This window comes from Rubritalea profundi, from assembly GCF_002954445.1.
Taxonomy (GTDB): domain Bacteria; phylum Verrucomicrobiota; class Verrucomicrobiia; order Verrucomicrobiales; family Akkermansiaceae; genus Rubritalea; species Rubritalea profundi.
Window position 1 is genome coordinate 2,841,321 of sequence record NZ_MQWA01000001.1, and the last position, 24,584, is coordinate 2,865,904.

At 48.9% G+C, this 24,584-nt stretch carries 20 protein-coding genes; 5 read left to right on the top strand and 15 right to left on the bottom strand.

Annotated features, from left to right (window positions below):
* Nucleotides 1–7: 7 nt before the first annotated feature.
* From BSZ32_RS19395 to BSZ32_RS12515, 4 genes are all read right to left on the bottom strand, one after another.
* Nucleotides 8–445 (bottom strand): DUF2293 domain-containing protein, encoded by a 438-nt coding sequence (locus BSZ32_RS19395; protein WP_206018835.1) that lies wholly within the window; start codon nt 443–445, stop codon nt 8–10.
* 257 nt (nt 446–702) lie between these two features.
* On the bottom strand, nt 703–1,644 hold the full coding sequence (locus BSZ32_RS12505) for an ROK family protein (RefSeq protein WP_105043724.1): 942 nt from the start codon (nt 1,642–1,644) through the stop codon (nt 703–705).
* 19 nt (nt 1,645–1,663) lie between these two features.
* The gene (locus BSZ32_RS12510; RefSeq protein WP_105043725.1) at nt 1,664–2,395 is read right to left on the bottom strand and encodes a type III pantothenate kinase; all 732 of its coding nucleotides are present in this window, start codon (nt 2,393–2,395) and stop codon (nt 1,664–1,666) included.
* 154 nt (nt 2,396–2,549) lie between these two features.
* Nucleotides 2,550–3,860 carry an ammonium transporter gene (locus tag BSZ32_RS12515; protein ID WP_105044851.1) on the bottom strand — a complete coding sequence of 437 codons (1,311 nt, stop codon included), beginning with the start codon at nt 3,858–3,860 and terminating at the stop codon, nt 2,550–2,552.
* A 308-nt stretch (nt 3,861–4,168) separates the two neighbouring features.
* On the opposite strand from BSZ32_RS12515, the gene BSZ32_RS12520 reads away from it, so the two are divergent.
* Entirely contained in the window at nt 4,169–5,104 is a 936-nt protein-coding gene (locus BSZ32_RS12520) for a uracil-DNA glycosylase (RefSeq protein WP_165788826.1), read from the top strand.
* A gap of 363 nt (nt 5,105–5,467) precedes the next feature.
* A complete protein-coding gene (locus BSZ32_RS12525) occupies nt 5,468–6,055 on the top strand; it encodes a flavodoxin family protein (protein ID WP_105043727.1) in 588 nt (195 codons plus the stop codon).
* Between the two features lie 178 nt (nt 6,056–6,233).
* On the opposite strand, the gene BSZ32_RS12530 is transcribed toward BSZ32_RS12525, so the two are convergent.
* The 7 genes from BSZ32_RS12530 to BSZ32_RS12560 form a co-directional block, all read right to left on the bottom strand.
* Nucleotides 6,234–6,776: a pyridoxamine 5'-phosphate oxidase family protein gene (locus BSZ32_RS12530; protein ID WP_105043728.1), complete on the bottom strand. Its 543-nt coding sequence runs from the start codon at nt 6,774–6,776 to the stop codon at nt 6,234–6,236.
* 14 nt (nt 6,777–6,790) lie between these two features.
* Nucleotides 6,791–7,249: an SRPBCC family protein gene (locus BSZ32_RS12535; RefSeq protein ID WP_105043729.1), complete on the bottom strand. Its 459-nt coding sequence runs from the start codon at nt 7,247–7,249 to the stop codon at nt 6,791–6,793.
* Between the two features lie 23 nt (nt 7,250–7,272).
* A complete protein-coding gene (locus BSZ32_RS12540; RefSeq protein ID WP_105043730.1) occupies nt 7,273–7,515 on the bottom strand; it encodes a lipopolysaccharide assembly protein LapA domain-containing protein in 243 nt (80 codons plus the stop codon).
* Between the two features lie 66 nt (nt 7,516–7,581).
* A complete protein-coding gene (hemF, locus tag BSZ32_RS12545) occupies nt 7,582–8,493 on the bottom strand; it encodes an oxygen-dependent coproporphyrinogen oxidase (protein WP_105043731.1) in 912 nt (303 codons plus the stop codon).
* A gap of 106 nt (nt 8,494–8,599) precedes the next feature.
* A complete protein-coding gene (locus BSZ32_RS12550; protein ID WP_105043732.1) occupies nt 8,600–10,045 on the bottom strand; it encodes a sulfatase in 1,446 nt (481 codons plus the stop codon).
* Nucleotides 10,046–10,076: 31 nt separating this feature from the next.
* Nucleotides 10,077–11,096 carry a DUF4339 domain-containing protein gene (locus tag BSZ32_RS12555; protein WP_105043733.1) on the bottom strand — a complete coding sequence of 340 codons (1,020 nt, stop codon included), beginning with the start codon at nt 11,094–11,096 and terminating at the stop codon, nt 10,077–10,079.
* A gap of 99 nt (nt 11,097–11,195) precedes the next feature.
* Complete coding sequence (locus BSZ32_RS12560; protein WP_105043734.1) at nt 11,196–12,221, bottom strand: DUF4339 domain-containing protein; 1,026 nt, start codon at nt 12,219–12,221, stop codon at nt 11,196–11,198.
* Nucleotides 12,222–12,724: 503 nt separating this feature from the next.
* Here BSZ32_RS12560 and xseA point away from each other — a divergent pair.
* The gene (gene xseA / locus BSZ32_RS12570; protein ID WP_105043736.1) at nt 12,725–14,068 is read left to right on the top strand and encodes an exodeoxyribonuclease VII large subunit; all 1,344 of its coding nucleotides are present in this window, start codon (nt 12,725–12,727) and stop codon (nt 14,066–14,068) included.
* A gap of 238 nt (nt 14,069–14,306) precedes the next feature.
* Here the strand turns inward: xseA and rplI are convergent, their stop codons facing one another.
* Nucleotides 14,307–14,765 (bottom strand): 50S ribosomal protein L9, encoded by a 459-nt coding sequence (gene rplI / locus BSZ32_RS12575; protein ID WP_105043737.1) that lies wholly within the window; start codon nt 14,763–14,765, stop codon nt 14,307–14,309.
* A 123-nt stretch (nt 14,766–14,888) separates the two neighbouring features.
* The gene (gene mutM, locus BSZ32_RS12580) at nt 14,889–15,704 is read right to left on the bottom strand and encodes a bifunctional DNA-formamidopyrimidine glycosylase/DNA-(apurinic or apyrimidinic site) lyase (protein ID WP_105043738.1); all 816 of its coding nucleotides are present in this window, start codon (nt 15,702–15,704) and stop codon (nt 14,889–14,891) included.
* Between the two features lie 111 nt (nt 15,705–15,815).
* Between mutM and BSZ32_RS12585 the strand changes: the two genes are divergently transcribed.
* Nucleotides 15,816–18,035: a hypothetical protein gene (locus tag BSZ32_RS12585; RefSeq protein ID WP_105043739.1), complete on the top strand. Its 2,220-nt coding sequence runs from the start codon at nt 15,816–15,818 to the stop codon at nt 18,033–18,035.
* Nucleotides 18,036–18,134: 99 nt separating this feature from the next.
* Here the strand turns inward: BSZ32_RS12585 and BSZ32_RS12590 are convergent, their stop codons facing one another.
* Together BSZ32_RS12590 and BSZ32_RS12595 are read right to left on the bottom strand one after the other, a co-directional pair.
* Nucleotides 18,135–18,974 (bottom strand): hypothetical protein, encoded by an 840-nt coding sequence (locus tag BSZ32_RS12590; RefSeq protein ID WP_129589742.1) that lies wholly within the window; start codon nt 18,972–18,974, stop codon nt 18,135–18,137.
* Nucleotides 18,975–18,984: 10 nt separating this feature from the next.
* The gene (locus tag BSZ32_RS12595; protein WP_165788827.1) at nt 18,985–22,833 is read right to left on the bottom strand and encodes a hypothetical protein; all 3,849 of its coding nucleotides are present in this window, start codon (nt 22,831–22,833) and stop codon (nt 18,985–18,987) included.
* Between the two features lie 464 nt (nt 22,834–23,297).
* Here BSZ32_RS12595 and dgt point away from each other — a divergent pair, with 464 nt between their 5' ends.
* On the top strand, nt 23,298–24,581 hold the full coding sequence (dgt, locus tag BSZ32_RS12600; protein WP_105043742.1) for a dGTP triphosphohydrolase: 1,284 nt from the start codon (nt 23,298–23,300) through the stop codon (nt 24,579–24,581).
* Nucleotides 24,582–24,584: the final 3 nt, after the last annotated feature.

The window sequence follows — 24,584 nt, forward strand, 5'->3', positions numbered from 1 at the left end:
GCTGTGTCTATTCGGCGTTGAGTGACTTATAGAGTGGGCAATTACTGAGTTCCAACTCCACTCCATCACGGTATTTTTCCAAAATTGTTCTCGAGCGCTTGGCTAGCATGCGCCGCACTTCACGGCGTTTGCCTTTTTCTCTCGGAATGGACATGTCGTCATAGGCAGTCGTTTGGTGGCGCATCCAGGCTATGACGGCTGATTCGGCACGTTGCTCGATTGGGATGCGCTGAGTGCGGGCTACTGTGCCGCTGCCGACTGGGACTGCGTGTTCTGCAATCAATTTTGCCATCTGGTCCTCTAGTTCGTCGTACTGGAAGGCAAAATTTAGAAATTGTTGGACGGCCGCGGTGAACTCCAACATATAGCGCTCTTGCTCTTTCCCGCGACGCGCTCTGCCGGCGTCTAACCTCTTCTGGTAGGATGGGTCTTCGCGTTCACCCACAAGTATTTCACGCAGTGCGTTGATACGGGTTGCTGGTGCCCAGATTCCGCGGGAAAAAAGCTTTCTACCTTTGGGTTCCTTGACGGTCCAGCTGGGTCCATCTTTTTTAATACGGCGTGACAGAGCTGCATCGCCAGGGGGCAGAAGATCCCAGCCTCTGGGATTTTAAGTTCTTTCCCCTCAAGGCTGACAACGTAACCGGCCTTTTTGCTAGTTCGCACTTCTAGAATCTCGTGTGACATGAGCTAATTGTGGAATTAGGCATCAGCCATCTCTAGAGCGAGAACGGCGCAGCCTATGATGCCGGCTTCATTAGAGAATTTAGCTGGGATGATTTTTAGGTGGTCGCGGAAGGGGGCGCTAAGTTGAGCTGCCAGGTGTTTACGCAATGGCGTGAACAGTGTGTTGCCGGCATTGCTGAGACCCCCGCCGATGATAAATGCCTCGGGATTGAGTAGCCAACAGCAGTTTGCCAAGGTGCAGGCAAGCTTTCGAGCGAAGTCATCCCAGCATGCGATCGCTACCTCACAGCCGGCTGTGGCCGCGGCATCGAGTGCTGCGGGGGAGCAGTCGTCGATGAATTTTTCGATGCCAGCTTCGAGGTAGGCCCGCTGAGAGTCGATCGCAAATTCATTGTTACCAATGTAATCTTCGAGAGCGCCCGGATTATTGTAAGCGCCGACTCTGCCATTGTAGTTGATAGATGACTGCCCGAGTTCGCCAGCGACAAATTGTGAGCCGCGTACGATTTGGTTGTTCACGATCACTGCGCCGCCCACTCCTGTACCGAGAGTGAGGCAAATGAGATGTTGGTAGCCAGCACCAGCGCCGAGCTTCCATTCGGCAATGCCCATCGCGTTGGCATCATTTTCTACCACACATGGAAGACCTGTCTTCTCTGAAAGTAGATCGCGCAGTGGGATGTCGACCCAGCCTGGTACGTTGGTTAGATTGTGAATTCGCCCGGTGGGGGTGTCTACAAACCCAGGGACTCCACAGCCTATAGCTTTGATGTCGCAGTGCTCTTCTTTGAGTGCGTTGACTTGGTCGGCAATAGCTTTGATGAGCTCTGTCGGAATTGGATAGTCTTTAGGGATGATCACTGGTGCCTCAGCGATGATCTGCTTGCCGAGAACGACTCCCATTTTGATTGAGCTGCCGCCAAAATCGATACCAATTGCTTTATCTGTAAATTCCATGCTGATTGAGTGCTATGAGTTAAAATTGTAATGTGGCCGCTCTGCGGACTCCTTCTAAGGTAAGAGTGGGTGAGACGTGGTCTATCTCGGGGAGACCTTCAGCTATGAGAGTTGCGTCGCCTCCAGTTGCTACGATGATCGGCTTTTCTGTCATTTCGCGGGTGATTTTTTTAATGATCTCTTTGATCAATCCACGGTAGCCGAATACCGCGCCGACGAGCATCGCTTCAGTCGTAGATTTACCAATTGCGTTGGCGGGTTCAGCGAGCTCTATTTTGGGGAGCAGCGCGGTACGCTTTGAGAGGTTGTCTGTCATTGATGCTAAGCCTGGGGCGATCACGCCTCCCAAGTAGGTGGCATTTGCTCCAATGGCATCAAAGGTGACAGCAGTGCCTAGATCGATAACAATTGCGGGACTTCCATAAAGGGCGTGGACTCCAGCAGCATTAGCAAGCCGGTCCGCACCAATCTGCTCAGGTTTTGGGTAATCGATATGAATGCCCATGTCGGTTTTGTAGTCGAGCTGGTGGAAGGGGAGTTCGCTAAAGTACTGCGCGATGATGGCAGCCTTTTCCGGAACTACCGAGCAAAGCATTACCGCATCGAACTGTTGATCGATGAGTGTTTTGTCTAACTCTGTGGGGCTGATCTCCTTTGTGGGAACTTGCGCCAGCCAGTTGTCCAGCCCATCACGAGTGCCGATGGTGAACTTGGTTCGGGTGTTCGAGTTGTCGATCAGTAGAAAACGCATATTCAGGAGTGTTTATCACAACGAATTGCCATGCGCGAGAGCAATAGACAAGCCATTCCTTTGACTTTCAGAAGGCTTGGCTGCCAAATTTGAGCAAGAAAAAGGGAGAGGCTTTCGCCTCTCCCTAGTGCTTATTTAATAGAGTTTTGAGAAATTAGTTAGCTGAATCGTTGTAAGCTGGCACACCGTGCTCCGCCACGTCGAGGCCTTCGTGCTCTTCTTGCTCGTCAACACGCACGCCCATTACAAGCTTGATGGCGTAGAATACGATGAAGGAAGTGATGAATGCGAATGCTGAGATAGAGAGTGTACCGATGAGCTGTGCGGAGAAACTGATTTTCTCGCCAGCGAGTGCTTCGCTTCCGAAGATAGCTACAGCTAGAGTTCCCCAGATACCACAAACACCGTGAACTGAAATTGCACCTACTGGATCGTCGATTTTTATCTTATCGAAGAATCCAACTGCGAGGACTACGAGAACTCCGCCAACAGCTCCTGCTGCGAGAGCGTAGAATGGTGGGATACTACCTGCGCCAGCTGTGATGGAAACGAGGCCTGCAAGCATTCCGTTGAGAGCCATGGAGAGGTCTGGCTTCTTAGTGAGGATCCAAGACAATGCGATAGCTGCAAGGCCTCCAGCGAAACCAGCCATTGCTGTGGTTACGAAAACGTGGGAAACACCTGCCGCATCTGCAGAGAGCACGGAACCGCCGTTGAAGCCGAACCAACCGAGGAAGAGGAGGAAGACACCAATGTTCGCAAGGGGAAGATTGGATGGAAGGATTGGCTTGATGCCGTTCTTCGTGTACTTTCCAAGGCGTGGGCCGAGTACGATTACACAAGCAAGTGCTGCGAATCCACCAAAAGCGTGTACGAGGGATGAACCTGCAAAGTCGATGAATTGACCAGTTTCAGCAGAGTTTTCACCGCCGAATCCGTTAAGCCATCCGCCACCCCACTCCCATGAGCCGGTAATTGGGTAAATGAATGTTACGAGAATTGCCGCGAAGATCATGAATGATGTAAGCTTGACTCGCTCAGCAACGGCACCTGAAACGATAGTTGCTGCTGTGGCTGCGAACATAGCCTGGAAAACGAAGTCAGACCAGTAAGTGTAGTCTGCATATTCTTTGGTAAGGTTTGCTGTGGCTGCTGCTCCTTCAAATCCACTTTCAATAGGAGATCCCATTGCGAAGAAGTTACCAGCGGCTTCTTCCCAGCCAGGGTACATGGCATTGAATCCCCAGAGCATGTAGCCTACTGCGCCGATGCAGACTATGAAGACGTTTTTGAACATGATGTTCACGGTGTTTTTGCGCTGACACATGCCAGCTTCAACGGAGGCGAAACCGAGGTGCATGATGAATACGAGGGCTGCGGAAATAAGGATCCACAGGTTATCGATGATGAATTTCACGTCCGCGATGGCCGCTGCAGAATCGTCGCCTGCAAAAGCGGTGCCCATCAGGCCGAGTGAACCAATTGCTGTACTGAGTAGTAGTTTGTTCATAGTATATAGACCAATTTTTTTGTCTAAAACTCAGTGAAGCATCTAGCGTGCCAACTTTGCAAGCGGGGTGATATTTTTTAATAAATTAAATTCCTCCTCCTCCTCCCTTATCTTATTTTTTTGGTATTAGACGGGTGCGGTTAACTTCTAGCTGCGACTTTTGGGGATCTTTGACAGAGGCTATGTCAAGAGGTCATGGAACTGTCGAATGTCGGAATGTCAAAAGTCTAGCTACATTGATTGGTCGAGATTGTGTGAGGGGGATGAATGGCCTTGACGGATTTGCTTTGGATGGGGAGTCTTTTGACATGTCCGCTGTAGCAGAGCCATTGATCGATTACCTCCGCCAATTAGAGCGTCAGGGGGAGACGCATGTGCATCTGGATGGTCGTTCTCGCTTGATTTTAAGGGAGTTCTTTGTGAGGTCGAGGGGTAGGTCAAGTAGTCTAGTAAGCCAACCACAGGCGGCAGCAGTTATTGCTGAGACAAAGGTGGAAGAAACCAAGGTGCGCGTTGCTGAGCTGGCTTCCAAGCCCGCAGTCGTTATACCTACGTCGGAAGCTCCTGTACAGCAGGCCCCATTGAGTAAATCTCTGGAGGGACTGAAACAGCAGATTGCTGAGGATTCGGGCTTGAAATCTCTAGGGACACTGCGTGATAAATTAGTTTTCTCTGAGGGGGAAGTCACTTCCGATGTCCTGTTGGTAGGGGAGGCTCCAAGCTATTATGACGAGAGCAATGGTAAGCCATTCTCTGGTCCAGCAGGCAAGAAGATGGGGGCTATTTTAAAGGCAATGGGACTGAATCGCGAGGAAGTCTATATGACGAATATGGTAAAGTACCGTCCCGCGATGGCGAATCAGACCACTAATACTCGGAAGCCAAATGCGGATGAGATTCAGGCGTCGATACGCTATTTGATGGCTGAGATCGAAGCCGTCAAACCTAAGGTCATCATTGTATTAGGCGCGACAGCGGCCAAGAGCCTGATCGGTGCAGATGTGCCAGTGGCGAATATGCTAGGGCAATTCCATAAAGTGGCTGGGGTGCCAGTCCGTGCCACCTACCACCCGAGCTATCTGCTGCACGCAGGCGCGACAGATGAGAAGCGAGCTGTGTGGAAGGATATGCTGGCTGTGATGGAGTTGTTGGAAATGCCGATCAGTGAGAAACAGCGCGGCTTCTTTAAAAAGAAGTAGGCGGGTTATCATACTAGGAATTTTTTTAGACAGAATTTACAAAATTAACAGAATTTCTCATGGGTAGTGCAGACCAACGACATCAGAAACATCATGGCTTGTCGGAAATTGCAGTGAGTAGCTCCAGTTTAGTAGGCTAATTCTGAAGAATTCTGTCAGTTCTGTCGAGCGCCGCAGGCATCAGCCCAAGTCCCTCCCCCGTGTAGGAGCCCTGGCTCTGCCTCCGATCGCTTCGTAGTGGATTATTATTCCTAGATCAATCAGACTGAGCATACCATGATGTTCAATGGTTCCAGTTTCGATTGAAAAAGCCCCCAACAAGGACTTGTATTGTGCCCTTATCAACAAATAAAATAGACTATAATGACCGCTGAAAATGAAAAATTGAGTTCCGATGGTAGAGTTTTGATTCTCTATGATTCTGCGAGTGGTAATACCGCTGCGATGGCGCAGCTGGTAGCCGAAGGGTGTAAGGCTGTGGCGGGTATCGAGGTCCGCCTACTGAGTATAGATGAGGCTACTGCCGAGGACGTTGTCTGGTGCGATGGGATCGCCGTTGGCAGTCCGACGAATATGGGGTTGATGTCCTGGAAAATGAAACGCTTTTGGGACGAAACCATGCTCGAAAAGTGGATGAAAATAGATGGTAAAATCGGATGTGCGTTTTCGTCAGCAGGCGGTTGGGGCGGAGGCTCTGAGATTGCCTGTCAATCGATCCTGTCGGTGTTGATTAATTTCGGGTTCCTAGTCTTCGGGGTCACTGACTACGTGAGTAAGTTGACGACCTTGCACTACGGCACGATTACGGCACGTGAACCAAGGAGTGAGGAGGCGAAAGAGGCTTGCCGAAAACTGGGTAAGCGACTTGCGGAGTGGGTTGCCGTCTATTGCGTCGGCAACAAGAGCGAGCATCCTCTCGAGAAGGATGATGTGCGCTTGTTTCCATCCTAATACCAGGGCTGCTACACTAGGGAGATTATCTAGGTTGTTGCCTGCGGCGCTCGACAGAATTGACAGAATTTTTCAGAATTAACCAATGATGGCCGATGCTCTTGCGGTATTTCAGATAGAATGAAAGGTTTCGTCTTTTTTTAGTTAAGTCTTTTGAGGGGGTCTGGAGGGTTAAGCTCTATGGGTCGAAGGAGGGGAGCCCGTCGATGCTGTGTTGGTTTTTCTCGGCTCGGTAGGCGTCTAACTTTTCAGGTCCTTTCACCTGGCTCCATTTATCAAGAATGTCTCTATTTCCCTTATAGTCATAATAGGGGACGGAGTAGCCACAGGAATCGGTGACACGGGTCACTTCAATGTGAATGATTACCCGCGTTCCTGGATTCTCTGGGAAGTGTTCTGCCAAATCCTCGAAGCGCGGGTCGCCGGGCAGGTTGACTGAACCCGTACCGTGGAGTCTAACAATCTGCGGAGGACCTTCGAAGGCGCAGAACATGATAACGATGCGTCCATTCTCTCGTAGATGGGCGACGGTTTCCGCACCACTTCCGGTGTAGTCTTGGTAGGCGACTTCTAACGGTCCGAGAACTCGAAATGATTCACCACCTTTTGGAGAATTGTTGATGTGGCCATCAGCAGCGAGCGGCGCAGTGCCGACAAAAAACATCTGCTGGTTTTCTATCCAAGTGGCCAGCTCAGGAGTGATGTTAGAGTGTAGATTCATGAGAATTTTAGTTGTTACTTATCCACCTCACATTGTTGCTTCCAATTCTTGAAAACAAACAGGTGAGGGCGCTTGAGGCCGACCCAGAACATGATTTCTTTGATAGGTCGGAGCCAGCCTTTGGCGACAAATCGGGTGGTTCTAGTGACCGTGGTTCCTGCAGTTGTTTTGCGTAGAGAAAACTCTTCCTCTATCGAGTCGATACAGGGTCCCCAGCAATGGTCTGTAGATTCCATGGTGAACCTTAGTTTACTGGGTGGTTCCCATTCTAGTATGCGTTGGAGAACGGTTCCTCTATCTGAAATACAGCGTCTCTCAGCACCCACGCCGCCGATGGAGTTAGGCAGCTCACAAGCCATCGGTTTTGGTACCCCGAGGCAGAAACACCCTTGGGATGTCATCTCGGAATGAGTCAAGAGTGGCCAGATGACTTCCTCTTTATTTTCGATCAATTGGCTAGTGGTGACTTTCATCGGTGGAGATGGTCAGGGGCAGCTTAGTGTTTCTCGATACTTTTCTGTACGGTTTTGAGTCGTTTACTGATCCGGAAGTATGCGAGCACAAAGCCCGCGAGAGCGCCGAGAATAAAGGTAAGAAAGAGCAAGAATGCTTGGGGCATTTCAATGCTGGCAAAGAGGATCTGAGTGGTGACTTTCTCTCGGTTTTGGAAAATGATAGTAGCCACCAAAGCGAGGATGAAAATGAGCGAGCCGAGGCGAATTTTTTTAGCAGTAGTCATAATGATAGGAACGTCTATGGGGATGTGTCGTTAGATTTAGAGTTTACTAACAGTTTGTGAGGTAGGCTAAATCCAATCCTGAGGTTGGAGGTAGTGGTCGTAGAGCTTTGCTTCTGGTGTGTTAGACTCTGGATGCCAGTCGTATTCCCAGCTAACAAGCGGTGGGAGTGACATGAGAATGGATTCAGTGCGTCCACCAGACTGCAGCCCAAAGAGGGTGCCGCGGTCGAAGACTAGATTGAATTCCACATAGCGTCCACGTCGGTAGAGCTGGAACTTGCGTTCGCGTTCGCTGTATTCCAGATCCTTTCGTGCTGCTACTATTGGGCAATAGGCATCGGTGTAGCTGTCACCGATCGAGCGCATGAAGGCGAATGAGTCCTCGAAGCCGAGTTCATTGAAATCGTCAAAGAACAGCCCGCCCACTCCGCGTGGTTCGCAGCGGTGCTTGAGGTAAAAATAATCGTCGCACCACTTTTTGAAGCGGTCGTAAATGTCGGCTCCGAAGGGATCGCAGGCGTCTTTGGCGGTTTGGTGCCAGTGCCTGCAGTCGTCGTCGTTGCCGTAGAATGGTGTGAGATCGTAGCCGCCGCCGAACCACCAGATGGGCTCGGCGCCTTCTTTTTTAGCGCAGAAGAAGCGGACATTGGCATGGCTGGTTGGCACGTGGGGATTGTGCGGGTGCATGACGAGCGAGACACCCATGGCCTCGAATGACCGGCCAGCTAGTTCTGGGCGATGCGCTGTCGCAGATGCTGGCATCGATGCGCCGTGGACGTGGGAGAAGTTGACTCCCCCTTTTTCAAAGACGGCGCCATCGGTCATCACGCGTGAGCGCCCGCCGCCACCTTCTTCACGGTCCCAAGAATCTTGGGCGAATGTGGCTTTGCCATCTGCGGCTTCGAGTTTAGCACAGATGGAGTCTTGCAGTCCTAGCAGGTAGGATTTGATAGAGTAGATGTCGATAGAGTTGTTCATAGAGAAGAGTGTGAGCTTGTTTATAGCCTTTGATCGACTTTATCGTCAAAGGCTATTCCTGCCGTGGGAGGAATGATGATTGAGTGGGCGGTGAGGTTCCTGCTGACTACCACTTTTTGATTTCACCTGGGTAGTCAGGATTTTTAAGTGGGAGTGTGGCATTGGTTTCTTTGAGCCATCCATCGAGCTTCTTGTTGAGCTCTGCGGCGATTTCAGGCTTTGAGGAATAGAGGTTTTTTTCTTCAGATGCGTCGGCTGATAGATCGAAGAGTTCTGGAGCTTTGCCCGAGTAATAGCGGATGAGCTTGTAGTTACCTAGGCGGACGACTGAGCCCGGCGAGCCACCTTGGTTGCCCCAGTGTGGGTAGTGCCAGTAGAGTGGGCGGTCATTTTGTGGCTTAAGCAGGCTTTGGCCATCGACGTGGATTTCTTCTAACAATGGTAGATCACATGCGTCGAGTGCTGTCGGAAAAATGTCGGTGCCGACAAAGAATTGGTCGCTAGAGCTGCCTGGTTTGGTGGTGCCTGGGATACGGATGATTCCAGGGACTTTGGTGCCACCTTCGTAGAGCCAACCTTTGCCAGTACGCATTGGGAAGTTAGATGTGGCCCAGCCTTCTGATGTCGAGAGCCCGCCATTGTCTGAGGTGAATACGATAAGTGTGTCCTCGTACTTCCCTTGCTTTTTGAGGTTATCGATGACTTTCCCTACAGCTTGGTCCATGGCTTCAACCATTGCCGCGTAGATTGCGTGGTCTTGTTTGACCCGCACCTTGCGGGGGGCGTCAAAGGCCCAAACTTGTTTGTCTGTGTAGCCGAGCTTTGCAGCCTTCGCTTTGTATTTATCCACGAGATCTTTGCGGCCGATTAGTGGGGTGTGGACGGAGTAGAAGGAGAGCATCGCGAAGAAGGGTGCGTCGCTGGTATCGTTGATGAAGGTGTTAGTTTCGCTTGCTAGTCTGTCGGGCAGGTGTTCACCATCGGGGCCATCTTTGAGTCTTGGGTTGCCGTAGGGAGAAAAGTATTTTTTTCCACCATAAGGACCACCGCGCGACCAGCCACCTTTGTTGATATCGAATCCGTGGTCTTCTGGCCAAGACCCTTCCTCACCTAAGTGCCATTTACCGGCAAAGAAAGTGCGGAATCCTTTGGCTTTCAGAGCTTCTGGTAGAGTGGTGAGCGCTGGGTCTAATGTTTCTAGATAGGGAGCTGGGAGGACGGGCATTTTCTTCCAGCGAGCTGGGACTTTTTTGCCTGGGGCTGGGTTAAATCCGCCGAAGTAATCGGTGTTTTTAGTGCGGGCCGGATGTCTCCCAGTCATTATCGCAGAGCGGGAGGGAGAGCAGACTGGGCATGCTGCATAGGCCTGTGTCAGCTTTAGTGAGTCGGCGCACAGCTCATCGAGATGCGGGGTGTCATAGAAATCTGAACCAAAGCAGCCGAGGTCACGGCAACCTAAGTCGTCAGCAACGATGAGCAGAACGTTCTTAGGCGCTGCCAGCAAGCTGCCGCAGAGGCTAAGGGTGAGAGCGAGTGTGAATCTTAGTTTCATAGAGAAGTGTGGAGTGTGGCCCTAGCGGTTTCTAACGGAATGGTTGATTGGGGGCTTCGCCATTTTCGGCGGCGAAGTTGATCGCGTCGCACATGCTCTTCATATCTATGATGTAGAGGACGGCGCTGGCGAGGAGGCCTAAAATGCTGGTGATGACTGAAGACAAGTAGCAGATAGCCATGGCGAGAAAGGGGCCTTCCGCACCTCTTGGAGCATAGGTGGGCGAGGTGTGCTGGCGGCAGGTGTTGTTCCACTCCACCGCCCATTTATGGTAAGCGATAAACATCCAGTAAATGTTAAAAAGCGGGATGAACATGAAGCCCACGGCTTGCCCGGGAGTGATGGTGGTTTGGGTCGGTTGAAGCAGCTGCCAAGCTCGGTGGACATAGACCAAGCCTAAAATGCTCCCAGCAGCGATGATGGCCCAGCCGAGTATGGTGATTCCAATAGTTGAAGGAGAGAGGGAGTCAAATGGATTCACCTCGGATGCGGAGTGCCCATAAGAATCTTCCTCAATCAGGACTTCGTCGAAATCGGTGACATCCTCAGATGCGATGGGTGCCGCAGGTTCTGTCTCAGTAGATGAGGCTTCTTGACTCTGCTCGATAGGCTCTAGCCGCTCAACAGTTTCAAGTTGTTCGATTTCTTCGTATGCCGCGGTGGCGACATTTGTCATGAGACCGGTAAACATAGCAATGTAGCCGCCAATCATCAGCAGTGTGCCAATGCTGAGAAGTGAAATTAATAGACCGAAATTTGCTTTCTTCACCTTCGGCAATGGGTAATCGCCAGCCTGATAGTTTTGGTGAGATGACGCTATTGGTGAACTGTAGGGATTATTAGTGGGAGTTGCGGAGGCTAAGGGGGGAGGGGAGTTTGGTGAGCCATTTGGTAGGGCTTGAAATTCTCCTAGCGTGTTCGCCATAACCCAGTCGGCCATGCTTTCTTTCCAGACTAGCGTGTCGGCTGGAAGAGTGGATTGTAGCATCTGCGCGAGCTCAGCCTGAGAGATCGGACCAGCTTGTTGACCGTTGAGTGTGTAGTACCACATGGGCGGGAGTGTGGAGTGGGAAGTTAGAAGTGTGAAGGAATAAAAAAGGCGGCTCGTTGCCGAGTCGCCTTTTGAAAAACTGAATGAAATAATGTGTCGCTAAGCAGCGAGGCTACGCTCGCCGTTGTGTAAATAGAGGTAAGCGACGAGGAGGCTGAGCCACGCAACTGGGATGGCCCAGATCAAGCCAACGAGTAGTGCAATTACACCAGCAAGTACGATGAAGCAATTAATAATGGATAAGCCAATAATGCTCCATTTGTTGTTTCTGGTGAGTTCCGAACTGTATTTAAGGGAGTCGATGACTCCGAGGTCTTTATCGACGATGGCAGTTTGGTAGAACATGAACCTGGTTGCCAAATAAATGCCAGGAACGATGAAGAAGAGTAATCCGACGGCTACCATCAGTCCATAGAGAATGGATGCGCCGATGAGTCTCAATAGTTTTGTGCCACTTTGGCTGAAGAGCTGGCCGACGTTAGCATCTTTTCCTCGTAAGAGGTTGAGACCAATAAAAGTAAGGCCAAGGCCGAGGAACATCGTGAATGCTTGATTTAAGATGCTCGCTATAGTCGATCCCACGCCAGTTTGTTGGCTCTGACTGAGGGAATGGAGAAATACGTCTTGTGGTGTCATGCCGTCGGTATTAGGAGTCGCCACAGTTGGGCCGTCTATAGCCGTGCCCAGACCAGATAAAACACCACTAACGATAGAGGAGATGAGGATGTAGACAAACCAAGTAAGGAATATAGTACCAAAGCATGAAATGGTGGTCTTCCAGGATTTTGAAATGCAGAAACCAATGTCGAGTGGAATGGGCTCGGCTGGGATTTCATCCGTACCACTGAGTTGCGCGTTCTGGTCTACTACTGTGTTAGGTGCTGCATAGGGGTTTGCTCCGCTAGTTGGTAGGGTAGGGGCTGGTGTGATACCAGTCGCGTAAGTTGGGGCAGCTGGGGTCGCCTCGATGTTGCGGAAGGCGTCGACGTCTTGGGCGGGGAGCCAGTCGCCCATACCGTCTTTCCAGACCATTGTGTCGGAGGGAAGAGCGCCATTGAGCATCTGTGCGAGCTCAGCTTGAGAGACTGGGCCAGCTTGTTGGCCATTGAGAGTGTAATACCACATGGCCGGGAGTGTGGAGTGGGAAGTTAGAAGTGTGAAGGAATTAAAAAGCGACTCGTTGCCTGCGACGCCTCCTAGGAAAGCTGTAATAATTCAATCCAGAAGGCTTGTTCCAAATCTAGCCTCAAATCAGGCAGGGCTGCTGATTGCAGAGTTGTTTGAAAGCTTCCCAGAATTCTCTGAATTTGTAAGCGAGGCAGTCTAGGGATTTGCTCCGCTGGTAGGAGTAGCTCTAGGTGCTGGTGTGATTCCAGTCGCGTAATACCGCTGAGCGTAGCAAAAGAGACAACTGTTGTTTTCTTAGGTTTTGGTATGAACGCTTTGCAGAGGAGTGTGGAGTGTGGAATTACGGGCTTGATCATTGATGTGCACGAAAGTGAGTGCAGTTTAGAAAATCTTGATCACAACGAACAGCTAAACCATCTCCGAGCTCTCGAAATGATTGTTACAAAAGTAAGGTGATTTGAGATTTGCCACGGGGCTGTAGCTATAGATGATAGTCGACGATGGCTGATACAAAGACACTGAGTGTGACCCGATTAGTGCGCAAGATGCGTAACTTACTAGAGATAGAGTTAGGTGAGCTTTGGGTCGGAGGTGAGGTGTCAAATATGCGACGCCAGTCGAGTGGCCATCTGTATTTCACTTTGAAAGATGACGGAGCCCAGATGAGTTGTGTGATGTTTCGCGGCAATGCTAGCCGGGCGAAGGTGCAGCCAGATAATGGAATGCAAGTACGCTTGTTCGGCGAGGTTTCTGTCTATGAGGCGCGAGGGAGCGTGCAGTTGATTGTACGTCAGGTCGAATCGGCGGGCGAAGGGGAGTTGCAAGCGAAGTTTGAGGCTCTGAAGAGGAAGCTCGATGCTGAGGGGTTATTTTCAAAAGAACTGAAAAAGCCGATACCGAGCTTTCCTACCAAGGTGGGCTTGATCACTTCGGGCACAGGTGCGGCACTTCAAGATATGCTCAATGTGCTCGGACGTAGAGCGCCGTGGGTGCAGCCTATCCTTTATCCTGTGCAGGTGCAGGGAGTGGGGGCAGAGCATGGAATAGCCTCCGCTTTAGATCATTGGAGTCAATGGCAAGAATCTGGTCTGCCTGAGGTCGATGTGATCATCGTCGGGCGCGGTGGTGGCTCACTAGAAGACCTTTGGAATTTTAACGAAGAGGTGGTGGCGCGCGCGATTGCTGGCTGTACGATCCCTGTGATTTCAGCTGTCGGTCATGAGATTGATTTTACGATAGCGGACTTTGTGGCGGACATGCGAGCTCCGACTCCGAGCGCTGCTGCAGAGCTGGTGGTGCCTGATGGTGAGCAACTGCAGCACAAGCTCCAGCGTTATCAGTCTGGGATGTTCAGAATTCTTGATGGTGAAATGCGCCGGTACGAGATGCAGCTACAAGGAATGCGACGCGGGGCGCTGTCGATGTCGGTAGACCGCGTTTTGCGCGAGCCGCTACAGAGAATGCTGCAGGCGGAAAAGGTGATGGAGGATGCTGCTGAGCGCGGTATAGAGCAGCGCGAGCAACAAGTTGTTTTGATGAAACAGCGCTATGCGACAGTGCATCCAGAGTTGTTGATTGATGGAAGGCTTGAAAAAGTAGCGCATCGCAAACAATTGCTAAATCAAATCTTAGGGAAACGTTTGGAGAAAATGGAGCAAGCCGTTCTGAGGCAAAAGTCGATGTTACGAGCATTGGGGCCGGATAGCGCGTTTGAGCGTGGCTTCTCAATCACCATGACTAGCGACGGGAAATTGGTCCGCAGCGTGGATGCTGTGGAAAAGGGAGAAACTCTCGTGACCAAGCTCAGTGATGGGGAGCTGGTTTCAGTCGTGAGTAGTGAGTAGTGAGTAGTGAGTAGTGAGTGAGGTTGGCCTTCAGCCAACTGACTTTTGTTGTTACAAACCTAGGCATGCGGCTTCGCCTTTGCCTAGGCTGGTATGATTTTCGCCGTTGGCGAAAGGGAGTGTGGTGAGTAGTTAGAATCAGTTGCCAGTTGCCAGAACGGTTCTTGAGGGGGTAATAAAAAAGACGCACCGTGTGGTGCGCCTTTTAGAAATTGTATTGAGAAGCGGGTGATTACGCTTAAAAAGCTGGAGTCTCAACAGTAACTGTGAGCGTCGCTGTAACGTCAGCAAGAAGCTTAACCTCAACCTTGGTAACACCAGAAGTCTTGATTGGGCTTGAGAGCTGAAGAGCTTTACGTTCGATGACGATGCCTGCAGCTTCGAGCTTCTTGTGGATGTCGATAGATGTGACAGAACCGAATGCTTTGCCGCCTTGTCCAACTTCGAGAGCGAAGGTGAGCTTGGTCTTCTTGATCTTAGCAGCTGTGGCTTGTGCAGTGGAAAGTTCAGCAGCTTCGCGCTCAGCACGTGCTTTTCTGAGTTCTTCTGTGTGAGCAAGGTTTGCTTCAGTCGCTTCGAAAGCCTTGCCCTGTGGGATAAGGAAGTTACGAGCGAAACCAGCTTTTACTTTTACAACGTCGGCTTCAGCGCCGAGATTGTCGATCTTTGTACGGAGAATAACTTCTGTTGTAGCCATAGGAAAATGTTTCGTTAAAATTTGGAGGGGTGCGAGTGATTAGGTCGTTTGCCCTAGAGAGTCAAGCGGGTTTTATTGTTTTCCAGTAAATTCCCGTCTTATCCTCGCGAATGTGTGTAGGGCTCACCTTTGGCACTTGGGGCAATAGAAGGTTGATCGCTGCCCTAGAACGATGCGTTTGACTGTGTGTCCACAGCTCTGGCAGGGTTTTCCTTCACGGTCGTAGACTGTGAGTTGTTGTTTGAAGTATCCAGGCTGTCCGTCGCTATGGAGAAAGTCTTTGAGCGTGGTGCCACCTTGTTCGATAGAGCGAGCGAGTACAAATCGGATGGATTCGTAGAGCTTGGTGAGACGCAGCTTGCTGATTTTTTTAGCTGCGCGCTTTGGGGTGATGCCTGCAATGTGGAGAGCTTCGCAAGCGTAGATATTCCCTACGCCGACCACAGTGGTGTTGTCCATGATGTGAAGTTTTATTGCTCGATCACGCTTGGCGCAGGATTGTAGGAATTGAGGTAGAGTGAAGGAGTCGCTCAGCGGCTCAGGGCCCAGTTTCGCGAGCAGTGGGTGTTTCCGATAATCACCTTCGACCCAGAGGGCGCAACCAAAACGGCGTGGGTCATGGAGCCGCATTTCTAGTCCATTACTCAGATAGAAGACAAGGTGGTCGTGTTTACGAAGTTCTTCTTTAGAACGTGAGATTCGCAGGCTGCCGGACATTCCTAGATGGAGAAGTAGGTGATGACCGCTTGTGAATTCGATAAGAATGTACTTGGCGCGTCTTTTAACTGCTGAGACTGTTGAGTTACGCAGAGCATAGATCTCGTCAGAGACTGGCCACCGTAGGCTTCCATTGTGGACGTCAACATGGGTGATTGTTTGGCCGTCGATGTGTGGGCGGATTCCTCGGCAGGTGGTTTCGACTTCGGGTAGCTCAGGCATAGGGTATTTGTGCGCTGAACTAGGCAGAATGGCAAGAAATCAGCCTTACAAATTGGCGATGATTTTACAATTGTGTAATACTTGGGGAGTTTATAGGTTTTCCCCAGCAGCATGGAACATTCAAATTATTTTATTCTCCCAATCATAGCCGCTGGAGCAGTGAGCTTCAGTTCTTGTAACAAGCAAGAGAGCAACACAGTCACTGACGAAGCGACGGAAACAACGACAGATGTTGTTGCTAAAGTCGAGGAAGCTTTGAAGCCAGCCGTTGAGCAAAAGCCCGATGTGCTAGAGGTCCTGGCTAAACAAGCGGGCTTTGCTAAATTCCTACCACAGAAGACTGATGCGTTTTGGACACTCTACGACGGAGCTGGTCTTGCTCAAAAACTACGTGGCTCCAAACTCGGAAAGTTTGCAGAGACAATGGTTGAAGAACAGGGCGCAAGTATGGATGACCTGCTTACTAATCCAGATTTCCAGAAATTTGCTGAGATCGCAGGTGAAGAACTCTTTTTTGCCGTCGGCGAAGGCACGGCAGCTCAGGCTGATAACCTTCTCAAAGCATCCGCCGCGAGTAACTTCTATCAAATGCGTTCGATGGTTGAGTTGTGTGGCAAGATGTTGGGCGATGGCAGCGGTGATATGTCAGGGTTTGATGAAGAATATTTAAAGGATTGGGCTAAAGACCCAAAGACACTTGAGTCGTTTAAGCAAGCAAGTATGCCGCCAATGTACCTCGGCTTTAAGGTGAGTGATAAGGATACGCGTGAGTCGTATGTGGCTCAACTCCAAGGCTTGGCTGGGATGGCCTTGGGTGCGCAAGTTGAAGATGAAACCATTTTGGAGGCCGCGGACCACGGTGAGTTCAACGGCTTTGCAGTGAAGGGTGCTCTTTTAGCTGAGATGCTTGAAAAGGAAGAGAAAGAGGAGATGACGGAGGTTCTCGGCGAACAGACGTTCAAGGACTTTAAGGAGGCCGTATCCTCCAAGAATATAGTGATGCTCGCTGGAACTCATGACGACTACGTTGTGATCTTTATTGGTTCATCAGTGGAGCAACTTAACTTCGCAGCCTCACCAGCTGAGTCAGTACTGGCAGATAAAGGCATGGAGTTTGCTCAGCAATATGCAGGGGGAAATTTGGTAAGCATGCTCTATATGAGTGAGGAACTCAGTAAGACTACAATGAAGTATAGTTCATCGCTAAAAGAACCCGCATTGGGAATTCTGGCGGGACTGAAGGAAACTGATACCTTTGGCGACACTCGTGTGTTAGAGACTCTCCTCACTGATCTAGTACAGCGAGAAAAAGATTATTACGCGCCATTCAAAGCTGGACGTTTTGGATCCGTCGCCATGCTCGACGAAGGTTTTAAGGTGGAGAGTTACTACGGAGGAAATGCTCCGACCGTGGACCTCAAGGCAAAACGTCGCCTCAGTAAGGTATCAGAAGGTGAAGATGTTATATTCTCGGCTAACTGGGTAAATAACCCAGCGCAGACAGAGCTCTCGCTCGAGTACTTAGAGGCGATTGGGAGCACGGGCTATCAAGTTGCAAAACAGATGAGTGGCCTAGAGATAGATAATAGCAATTTTGGTGAATTTACAGCTGGGTTCGCAATGTTTGAAGGCGTATTTAAAAAGGAAGTCCTCGATGTGTGGGGAGCTTTACGCGATGACTTAGGTAAAGGCTTAGGAGCGGAGTCAGCTGTGGTTATCGATTTAAAAGGTGAGCTGCCAACGATGCCAATGATTCCAGAAGCAATGCTGAAACAAGGGAAGGTGCCACGTTTTAGTTATCTAAGCACTGTGAGCGACCGTAGCAAAATCGGGCTGAGCTGGGATAAACTTAATACCACCGCTGAGAAGTTGTTGAAGCAGGCTAGCGCGATGTCAGGTATGGAAATGCCCATGCAGCGACCATTTAAAAGTGAGTCAAGTGGACTGACTAGCTGGACATTCCAAATTCCGTTCACCCACCAAAATTGTATTCCTAACATCTCCGTGAGCGATGATTTGTTCATCTTTGGCACCTCTTCTGATCAGTCTAGTGAACTCTCAGCTGTGTTCGAAAAAGAGGCAGCTGGAGCCCCACTTTCAGAAGCTCAGCTAAACTTTAAACCACTGCGTGAACTGAGTCTCAATTGGTTGAATCTAGTGCATGAGCATGGTGCTGACTTGATTGGAGAAAATGAATTTGAAGAATTGGAGGAAGCTAAACCTTACCTCGAAGCTCTCATAGAAGCTTCTGATGAGATGGAATACATCAGAGTTGAAAATAAGCAGGAAGGTAACGAAATTCACGGCACGCTCCACTTTAAGACGAAATAGCACGTCCAGCATTGATCGCTAAAAAATTCTAAAGGCCATGCTAATTCTAGCATGGCCTTTTTTACGGAAGTAAAAGAAAAGGTGAGTTCTCATGCTCTGTTAGTTGGGTGCTTCATATACGGCTCGGAAGGTGCCGAGTGTCCGACCGCCGTTGGTTTTAGGTGCGGCATTGTAAAAGGCATACACTTTGGTGATTCTAGGGAGGGTTTTTATAGATTCCTGCAGAGCAATTTTTGAATCATTGACACCTTTTGCTATGAGCGTGATTTTGTTTCTCTGGGCAAGACCCTTGAGGTCGATACGGGTTTGCGAACCTGATTTGAGGGAGAGTTTTTTACCATTACTGATGTGTATGTTGACTACCTGTTGTGACGTGTTGATTAGTAACATTCGGGTGTCACCTTTGGAGGACCATGTGAGGGGGACGGTAGTAAGCTTTGGATTTTTTTCCCAAAGAGATCTTTGACCACCGGTGGGAGTTAGGAAAAATAGCGTATTAGTGTTGAGCTCTAGAGGTGGGAGCTTGAGGGCGGATTTAGTGCTTTTGTCAATTGGGATACTTGCGAAAAATCTTAGAGTTTTGAGGGGTGGGACATTTCTAAGGGCTCCTTGATTGTTGAACCCAATATCAAATCGGGCCCACTTTGTTTTTCCATCTTGTTTGCAGAACAGTTGGGCAGGTGGAGTTGAGTATTTGGGGGCTTCAAGTAGAATCGCTTGTCCGCCAAGAGAGGCTACTCTGCTCCCTGAGTGAAAGTCATTTTGTTTATTGGGCATTTTATATCGACGCATAGGCTTGGGACCGAGTGCTATAATCGATACTTTAGGTGGGAATAGATCTTTATTAATTGGAGGAACTGAAGCTTCTTGGGCAATCAAAGTGTTGGCCATTAAGCAAGTCGTGATGAATGCTGATAGGTGATGTGCTAAAAATGACATAATATTGTTGTTAGATTTCAGAGCTTGAAAGCCAACGGAATGATTTTACTTTAAATTTCCTTCCATATTTATTGTTTAAATCAGTTAGGCTTCCTTCATTTACAGAGCCACTTGCGAAGTTGAGCTTAATAGCTGGGTCTGTTGCTAGATTGTTTTGATTGGGAGTGGAGTTGAGTGGTGCGTCATCGATGTAGTTGGGAGTGCGAACGACTACGGCTTCGATATAGGCTGTCGCTTTGATTTTTGTGCCTTCTAGAGATTCTCCATAGCATCTGATTGTGAATGTGTCTCCTCGGACAGTCATGGCTGGAGCGAGCGATTCTAGAATGTCTCCTTGTGTTAGGTAACCTGGAGCACCCCATACCTTTGATGGAGTGGCACGGTCGGGATAATCATGCCGAAATTCGAGTTTGTTATTATCGTTTTCTGAATTAGTGGCAGCTAGCCAGGGCCCAGTGTTGAAGTTGTCGTTGAGGCCGGTGGTTATTATTGCTGCTTCAATAGTGCCTCTTAGAGATTCGGGTTTTGGTCCAGATTCCCCTTCAGGCATTAGTCTACGGTTCACCATGTCTGCTAGTGAGATGAATGGACCACGATTTTTGACTTCTTGGACAATGGCGGTAGCGAGCGAAGAAACTTCTGAGTCGTCGAGCGATCGGCCACCGAACCAGCCTCCTGCATGATCTGGGTTAGCAGAGCCGGTCAGAGATGTGTTTACAGGCTCGGAGAGACGAGAGAATACTGACAGATTTGATCCGCCAGAAACACTGCCATCTCGGAGTGATCGCTTAATTCCTCGAATCCCAGAAAGGAAGGCTGACCAAGCTGGAACGGAGGTGGAGTTGATATTGAATGCCGATCTATTTTTTAACATATATCCAGCATTCCAGAAGGCGAGGTTCATGCCTTCGCTTGATGTTAGTAAATTTCCAAGCGAGTTTTGGAGCTCCTTCGTGTCTGTGTTGAATTGAAATCTGGAGTTGAGGAGGTTCGGTTGATCTAAAGCATTAGCAACAAATGCTTTGCCTGTGGTGTCGAGCTGCAGACCTGAAATGAAGTAGCTGTCCCAGATATTCTGATTTGTCTCAAACACGATATCGTAAGCTAACATCTCCTCGCGAGTATCGATGTTTTGCTGATTTATTGTTACCGATTCAGCTTGGTCACCAATATGGAGTAGGCCATTGGATTTTGGTGGGAATCCTCTTGGGCCGTAGTTGAATGCCTTCGTATGTGAGCTTCCAATGAGGAGGTCCCACTGGTTTTCAATACTCGAGGGGCGTTTATGCTCGGCTGCTAGAGGGTGAGCTGTTGCTCCCAGTGGGGCGTGGAGATCCGGTAGGGATGAGCTGATTAGGTAACTCGGGTGCCAGGAATAGGGGCTTAGGTGCGCGTGCCTAAGTTTGCCAATAGACAAAGCCCCATACACTGAATCTGGTAAATCAAACAGTGCCGCTGAATCAGTTCCTGGGGCATCGGCGGCTGCCAATAATGGAAATTTTGCGTATTGGTCGTTTTTATTGAGAGTGGCTTGATCGTATGTCGACTGTGGTGAGTGGGGAGAGAGTTGGGTGATCCAAGCTCCTGAGCTTCGAGAGTGCCAACTATTGCTGCAAATTGAGGCTGGTGAGCGTGTGCAGATTTGTGGACGCACATTCCAGTTGGCTATGGTTGTTGGGTTGTAGGCGACGTGGCTTGCATTGCTCCAAAATTTCTGACGGAGTGGAGGGTTATTCCCTTCGGTATATTCTTCATCGAACCAAAGAAGTTTGGAGCCAATTTGATGGAGTGACGGAGCGTCTTTATAGGGGTTATCTTTAAAGGATTGAAGCTTACCAAATTGTTGGCCTGAAGCCTTGGAGCTATTGCCGAAGGAGGAACTGTAAAAATAAAATGGGTAAGTTCTAGCTCCTCCACTGCCACCATTGATGAACTGGAGCGTAGGATGTTTTGAACTCGCAGCTATTTCCTCTGCTGAAACATTATTGGCACTATTTGAAGCTTTCAGAATGAAATCAAAATTGTCAGCGGCCACAACCCAGGGTTCATAGTGAATGACTTCCTCCAGCCGGATTTCATCGAGAAAATAGTCAGTGATGCTTTTTGTTCTCTTCGTCTTTTTACCCACCTCTGGGAAGAAGTCATATTGATAGAATGGGGAGCGTTGCGTTTCGTGGTAGAAATGGGATCCACCTTGAGGTTCCTCAGCACTGAGGCGGTTTTGGGAAATGTCGTCTGATGAGTATTTTTGGATAAATACTCCTCCTGAAGATACTCCATTCTGGATTTTTGGTGAAAATACCAAGCATGATCCAGCGGGGAATTTGGTTTTTTCTATAACAAATGCTAGATATCGTGAATGTGGAAAGAGTCCGGGTGTGGAGTCCTTGTTGTCCGTGTCCGAGGCACCGCACTGGAATCTTAATTTTCCGTCCCATGCTAGTAGAGATTCCTCCTCTGGAAATTTTTTGATAAGGCGAGCGCGTTCGTCCTCGAATGCACCATCTGAACTAGATAACTGGAAGTGAAAATTCCCACCAGACCAGAAGAAGTTAGGCATCAATACGAGCATTTCTGGAGATTCTAATTCGACGTTATACGGGTTCCATAAGCAGACTCTAGGGATTAGATTGGTTCGGATACGGTTTTCTTTAGAGTTGTTTGTTAGACTGAAGTAAAAGTGGAATCGGGCATCAGTCATGACAGGTTGTAGCTTTGGATAGTCGCGATGCCAATGTGTCGACTTGAAGGTGTAGCCATCGTTCTGCTCACCGCGCCAGTATTGCGCAGGTCTTTTGCGTAAGGATGAAGGGGGGGCTGAGGTGTCGACTACGATTGTCCCTTTCTGAAGCCCTAGAGAGTACTTCAATTGCCCCCAGTAACGTAGAGCATCGAAGTTTGGTCCATGCGTTAAATGGCGAGTTCCTGGAATAATAGGGTAGCTGCTTTCAAAAGGGAAATCGGCAGTGCTCGCACTTGGCGGTTTGAAACTTAAACTAGGCTGAGCTGGATGGCCAAAGAGCAGGGGAGTGAGATCCTTCTTTATCCCTCCCAAGATTGGATCTGTGAATAAACCCGAACTATCATCAGTGAAATGGTTGAAATGTGAGGCTAATGACTTGGCTGTAGCTTTGGAGTCGTCACTAAAGAGTGCCGCACTCGCGTAGCTTAAAACTGCTGACTCTTTAGATTGTAAACCATTTTCTAGTGAATCAAATTCACGATGAACTCCATTTTTGCTATGTTTAGTAGTTGAGTATCCTGTCAGGTTACTCCGTTGAGATGCCGCCAGTTGGGTTTGTGATGGAAGATGTTTAGGGGGCTTAGTGATCGTAGCTTTCTGGCTATTATCGATTACAGCCCAAGCATAGGCACCACTTCCTGAATTCAGATTAAGTGCTATTTTTTGAACTGCTAGTTTTTCACGGTTGAATTTGGCTGGGTCATTTTCGGCGAATTCGGATCCGAGTGTTCCTTTTCCTACGAGTGTAATGGAGTTCTCGTCTGTAAGCTGAAATTGATGGGCTTGAGAATTATCTCCTCTGAAGCTGGCTAGCCAGATTAGCCGTAGTTCGTCTCTCCATTGATTGTTTTTATAGAGGTCGTTAGAAAACCGCAAATCAACATAACGATCACGTGCACTATAGGTGAGAGCAGTCGTAGAGTCATCGACATCTTTCCCTACAAGGTGGAGGCCAGAATCAGTTGTATTTCTCCAAACTCCCAATAAATGAGGGTTTTGGACATCATCTATTTCGGGGGTAGAAGGGTCTGCATCCAGTATAGAGGCATTCGCTGTGATTCTTTGATCTGGACCAGCGTACTTTTGAAGCTCGCCCAGAGCAATTCCCAACGCCATACGAGCATTTGCTCTAGCCTGCTGCTGGTGAAACCATTGCTTCGAGTGTCTTTTTTCTACATTAGCTAGTGAGATGATTGCTAAGCAAATCAAAGCCATGAAGGATAGTAGTGATAAGCTGGAAATTAGCGCAAATCCATACCTAGTGGTGGAATCGCGTATCGAATAAAAACGTACAAACATAGGAGTATTTCACACATGAAAGAACGTGAATTATGTTAGGTATACGTTAGATTTATATTTATGTCACTTATTTTCAAAGGAATGTGAAAATATATTCTCGTTAGTAGTTGTTCCGTCGAGGATTCTATCGACCAGTGCAATCGGGGGGGGGAGCCGAGCTCGTATTGGTCGAGCCAACAACGGCAGGACTATTAGCTGTGACAAGATGATTCTCTAATGAGTGGATAATTGTCGTTTATGATTGCTGAGTTGAAGACTGGAATTATGCTAGCTGAGACCTTATGGAAAACCGATTTTACACAGCCTTTGATACCGAGAGACTGATTGCTGAAACTCCTCGAGATGATTTTCGGTCGACATTTCAAATCGACAGAGATCGAGTTTTACACACTCCTTCCTTTCGTCGGTTACAAAGTAAGACTCAGGTGTTTTGGAGCGGTGAATACGACTTCTATAGGACACGATTGACGCATTCACTGGAGGTCGCACAGATTGGTCGCTCGATTTGTCAGTTTCTTAAAAAGAAGTCAGATTTACTGTCTGAAGATTTTTATATTGATGGTGACTTAGTAGAAGCGATCTGTTTGTCTCATGACTTAGGCCATCCGCCCTACGGCCACGCTGGGGAAATGGCGCTCAACAAATTGATGGGTAAATGTGGAGGATTTGAAGGCAATGCTCAGACATTACGGTTACTCACAGAGCGTATATTTTCCTCTAAAAAGACTGGAATGAACCCTTCTAGGGCATTTCTCGATGGTGTGCTCAAATACAAGACACTTTGGTCCGAGCTGAAATCTGTCAATGGTGGTGAGCTTCCGAAGAATCATTTTATTTACGATCAACAAGTGCAGTACATAGACTGGGTGTTAGAGGGGCGAGATTTCCCTCTTGAACTCTCCCCAGGGAAGGCGCGAGATGGTTTCAAATCCATAGAGTGCCAAATCATGGATTGGGCCGATGATGTCGCCTATTCCTTGAACGACTTAGCTGACAGCGTGCGTGCTGGTTTCTTAACTATCGAAAAAATAGAGAGGTGGGCTGATAGTCGACAAGTCTCACGTGAGGTTGGCTCAGCTGTGGGTGATTTATTGTCGGCCATTCGTGGAGGTATGATTGAGCCGATGGTTGGGCGCAGAATTGGAATCTATTTACAAGCAGTTTCGTTAGAGGAGAGTATCAACTTTATGAGCGGTACAACTAATCGATACCATTATGACCTAGTGATCGAATCTAAGGTGAAGGCCGAGTCCGAGTTGTTCAAAAAAATGGCTTACGAAGTTGTGTTTTTGTCGCCTGAACTGAACCAATTAGAGTATAAAGGAAACCACATGTTAGAACGATTGTGGGGGTTGTTGAGTGAACGTTACCTTACGGGTGAAAAGTCTAGCTACAACTTATTGCCAGATGCTATTTCAGAAGAGCTCGATTCAGCTGAGTCACTAGAACTGAAGCAGCGGCTTTTATGCGATTTCATGGCAAGTATGACAGATGGTTCGACGAGCAGGCTCTATAAGCGTTTGTTCATCCCAGATTTTGGTTCCATTGGCGATTTAGTTTCTTAGTAC

What these genes read in the sequence shown, in the direction of transcription:
- BSZ32_RS12510 (WP_105043725.1), bottom strand. Translation starts at nt 2,395, where the DNA reads ATGCGTTTTCTACTGATCGACAACTCGAACACCCGAACCAAGTTCACC.
- mutM (WP_105043738.1), bottom strand. Translation starts at nt 15,704, where the DNA reads ATGCCTGAGCTACCCGAAGTCGAAACCACCTGCCGAGGAATCCGCCCA.
- rplI (WP_105043737.1), bottom strand. Translation starts at nt 14,765, where the DNA reads ATGGCTACAACAGAAGTTATTCTCCGTACAAAGATCGACAATCTCGGC.
- BSZ32_RS12540 (WP_105043730.1), bottom strand. Translation starts at nt 7,515, where the DNA reads ATGACTACTGCTAAAAAAATTCGCCTCGGCTCGCTCATTTTCATCCTC.
- BSZ32_RS12590 (WP_129589742.1), bottom strand. Translation starts at nt 18,974, where the DNA reads ATGTCATTTTTAGCACATCACCTATCAGCATTCATCACGACTTGCTTA.
- xseA (WP_105043736.1), top strand. Translation starts at nt 12,725, where the DNA reads ATGGCTGATACAAAGACACTGAGTGTGACCCGATTAGTGCGCAAGATG.
- BSZ32_RS12525 (WP_105043727.1), top strand. Translation starts at nt 5,468, where the DNA reads ATGACCGCTGAAAATGAAAAATTGAGTTCCGATGGTAGAGTTTTGATT.
- BSZ32_RS12515 (WP_105044851.1), bottom strand. Translation starts at nt 3,860, where the DNA reads ATGGGCACCGCTTTTGCAGGCGACGATTCTGCAGCGGCCATCGCGGAC.
- BSZ32_RS12585 (WP_105043739.1), top strand. Translation starts at nt 15,816, where the DNA reads ATGGAACATTCAAATTATTTTATTCTCCCAATCATAGCCGCTGGAGCA.
- dgt (WP_105043742.1), top strand. Translation starts at nt 23,298, where the DNA reads ATGGAAAACCGATTTTACACAGCCTTTGATACCGAGAGACTGATTGCT.
- BSZ32_RS12560 (WP_105043734.1), bottom strand. Translation starts at nt 12,221, where the DNA reads ATGTGGTATTACACTCTCAATGGCCAACAAGCTGGCCCAGTCTCTCAA.
- BSZ32_RS12530 (WP_105043728.1), bottom strand. Translation starts at nt 6,776, where the DNA reads ATGAATCTACACTCTAACATCACTCCTGAGCTGGCCACTTGGATAGAA.
- BSZ32_RS12550 (WP_105043732.1), bottom strand. Translation starts at nt 10,045, where the DNA reads ATGAAACTAAGATTCACACTCGCTCTCACCCTTAGCCTCTGCGGCAGC.
- BSZ32_RS12520 (WP_165788826.1), top strand. Translation starts at nt 4,169, where the DNA reads ATGAATGGCCTTGACGGATTTGCTTTGGATGGGGAGTCTTTTGACATG.
- BSZ32_RS12595 (WP_165788827.1), bottom strand. Translation starts at nt 22,833, where the DNA reads ATGGCGTTGGGAATTGCTCTGGGCGAGCTTCAAAAGTACGCTGGTCCA.
- BSZ32_RS12535 (WP_105043729.1), bottom strand. Translation starts at nt 7,249, where the DNA reads ATGAAAGTCACCACTAGCCAATTGATCGAAAATAAAGAGGAAGTCATC.
- BSZ32_RS12505 (WP_105043724.1), bottom strand. Translation starts at nt 1,644, where the DNA reads ATGGAATTTACAGATAAAGCAATTGGTATCGATTTTGGCGGCAGCTCA.
- hemF (WP_105043731.1), bottom strand. Translation starts at nt 8,493, where the DNA reads ATGAACAACTCTATCGACATCTACTCTATCAAATCCTACCTGCTAGGA.
- BSZ32_RS12555 (WP_105043733.1), bottom strand. Translation starts at nt 11,096, where the DNA reads ATGTGGTACTACACACTCAACGGTCAACAAGCTGGTCCGATCTCTCAG.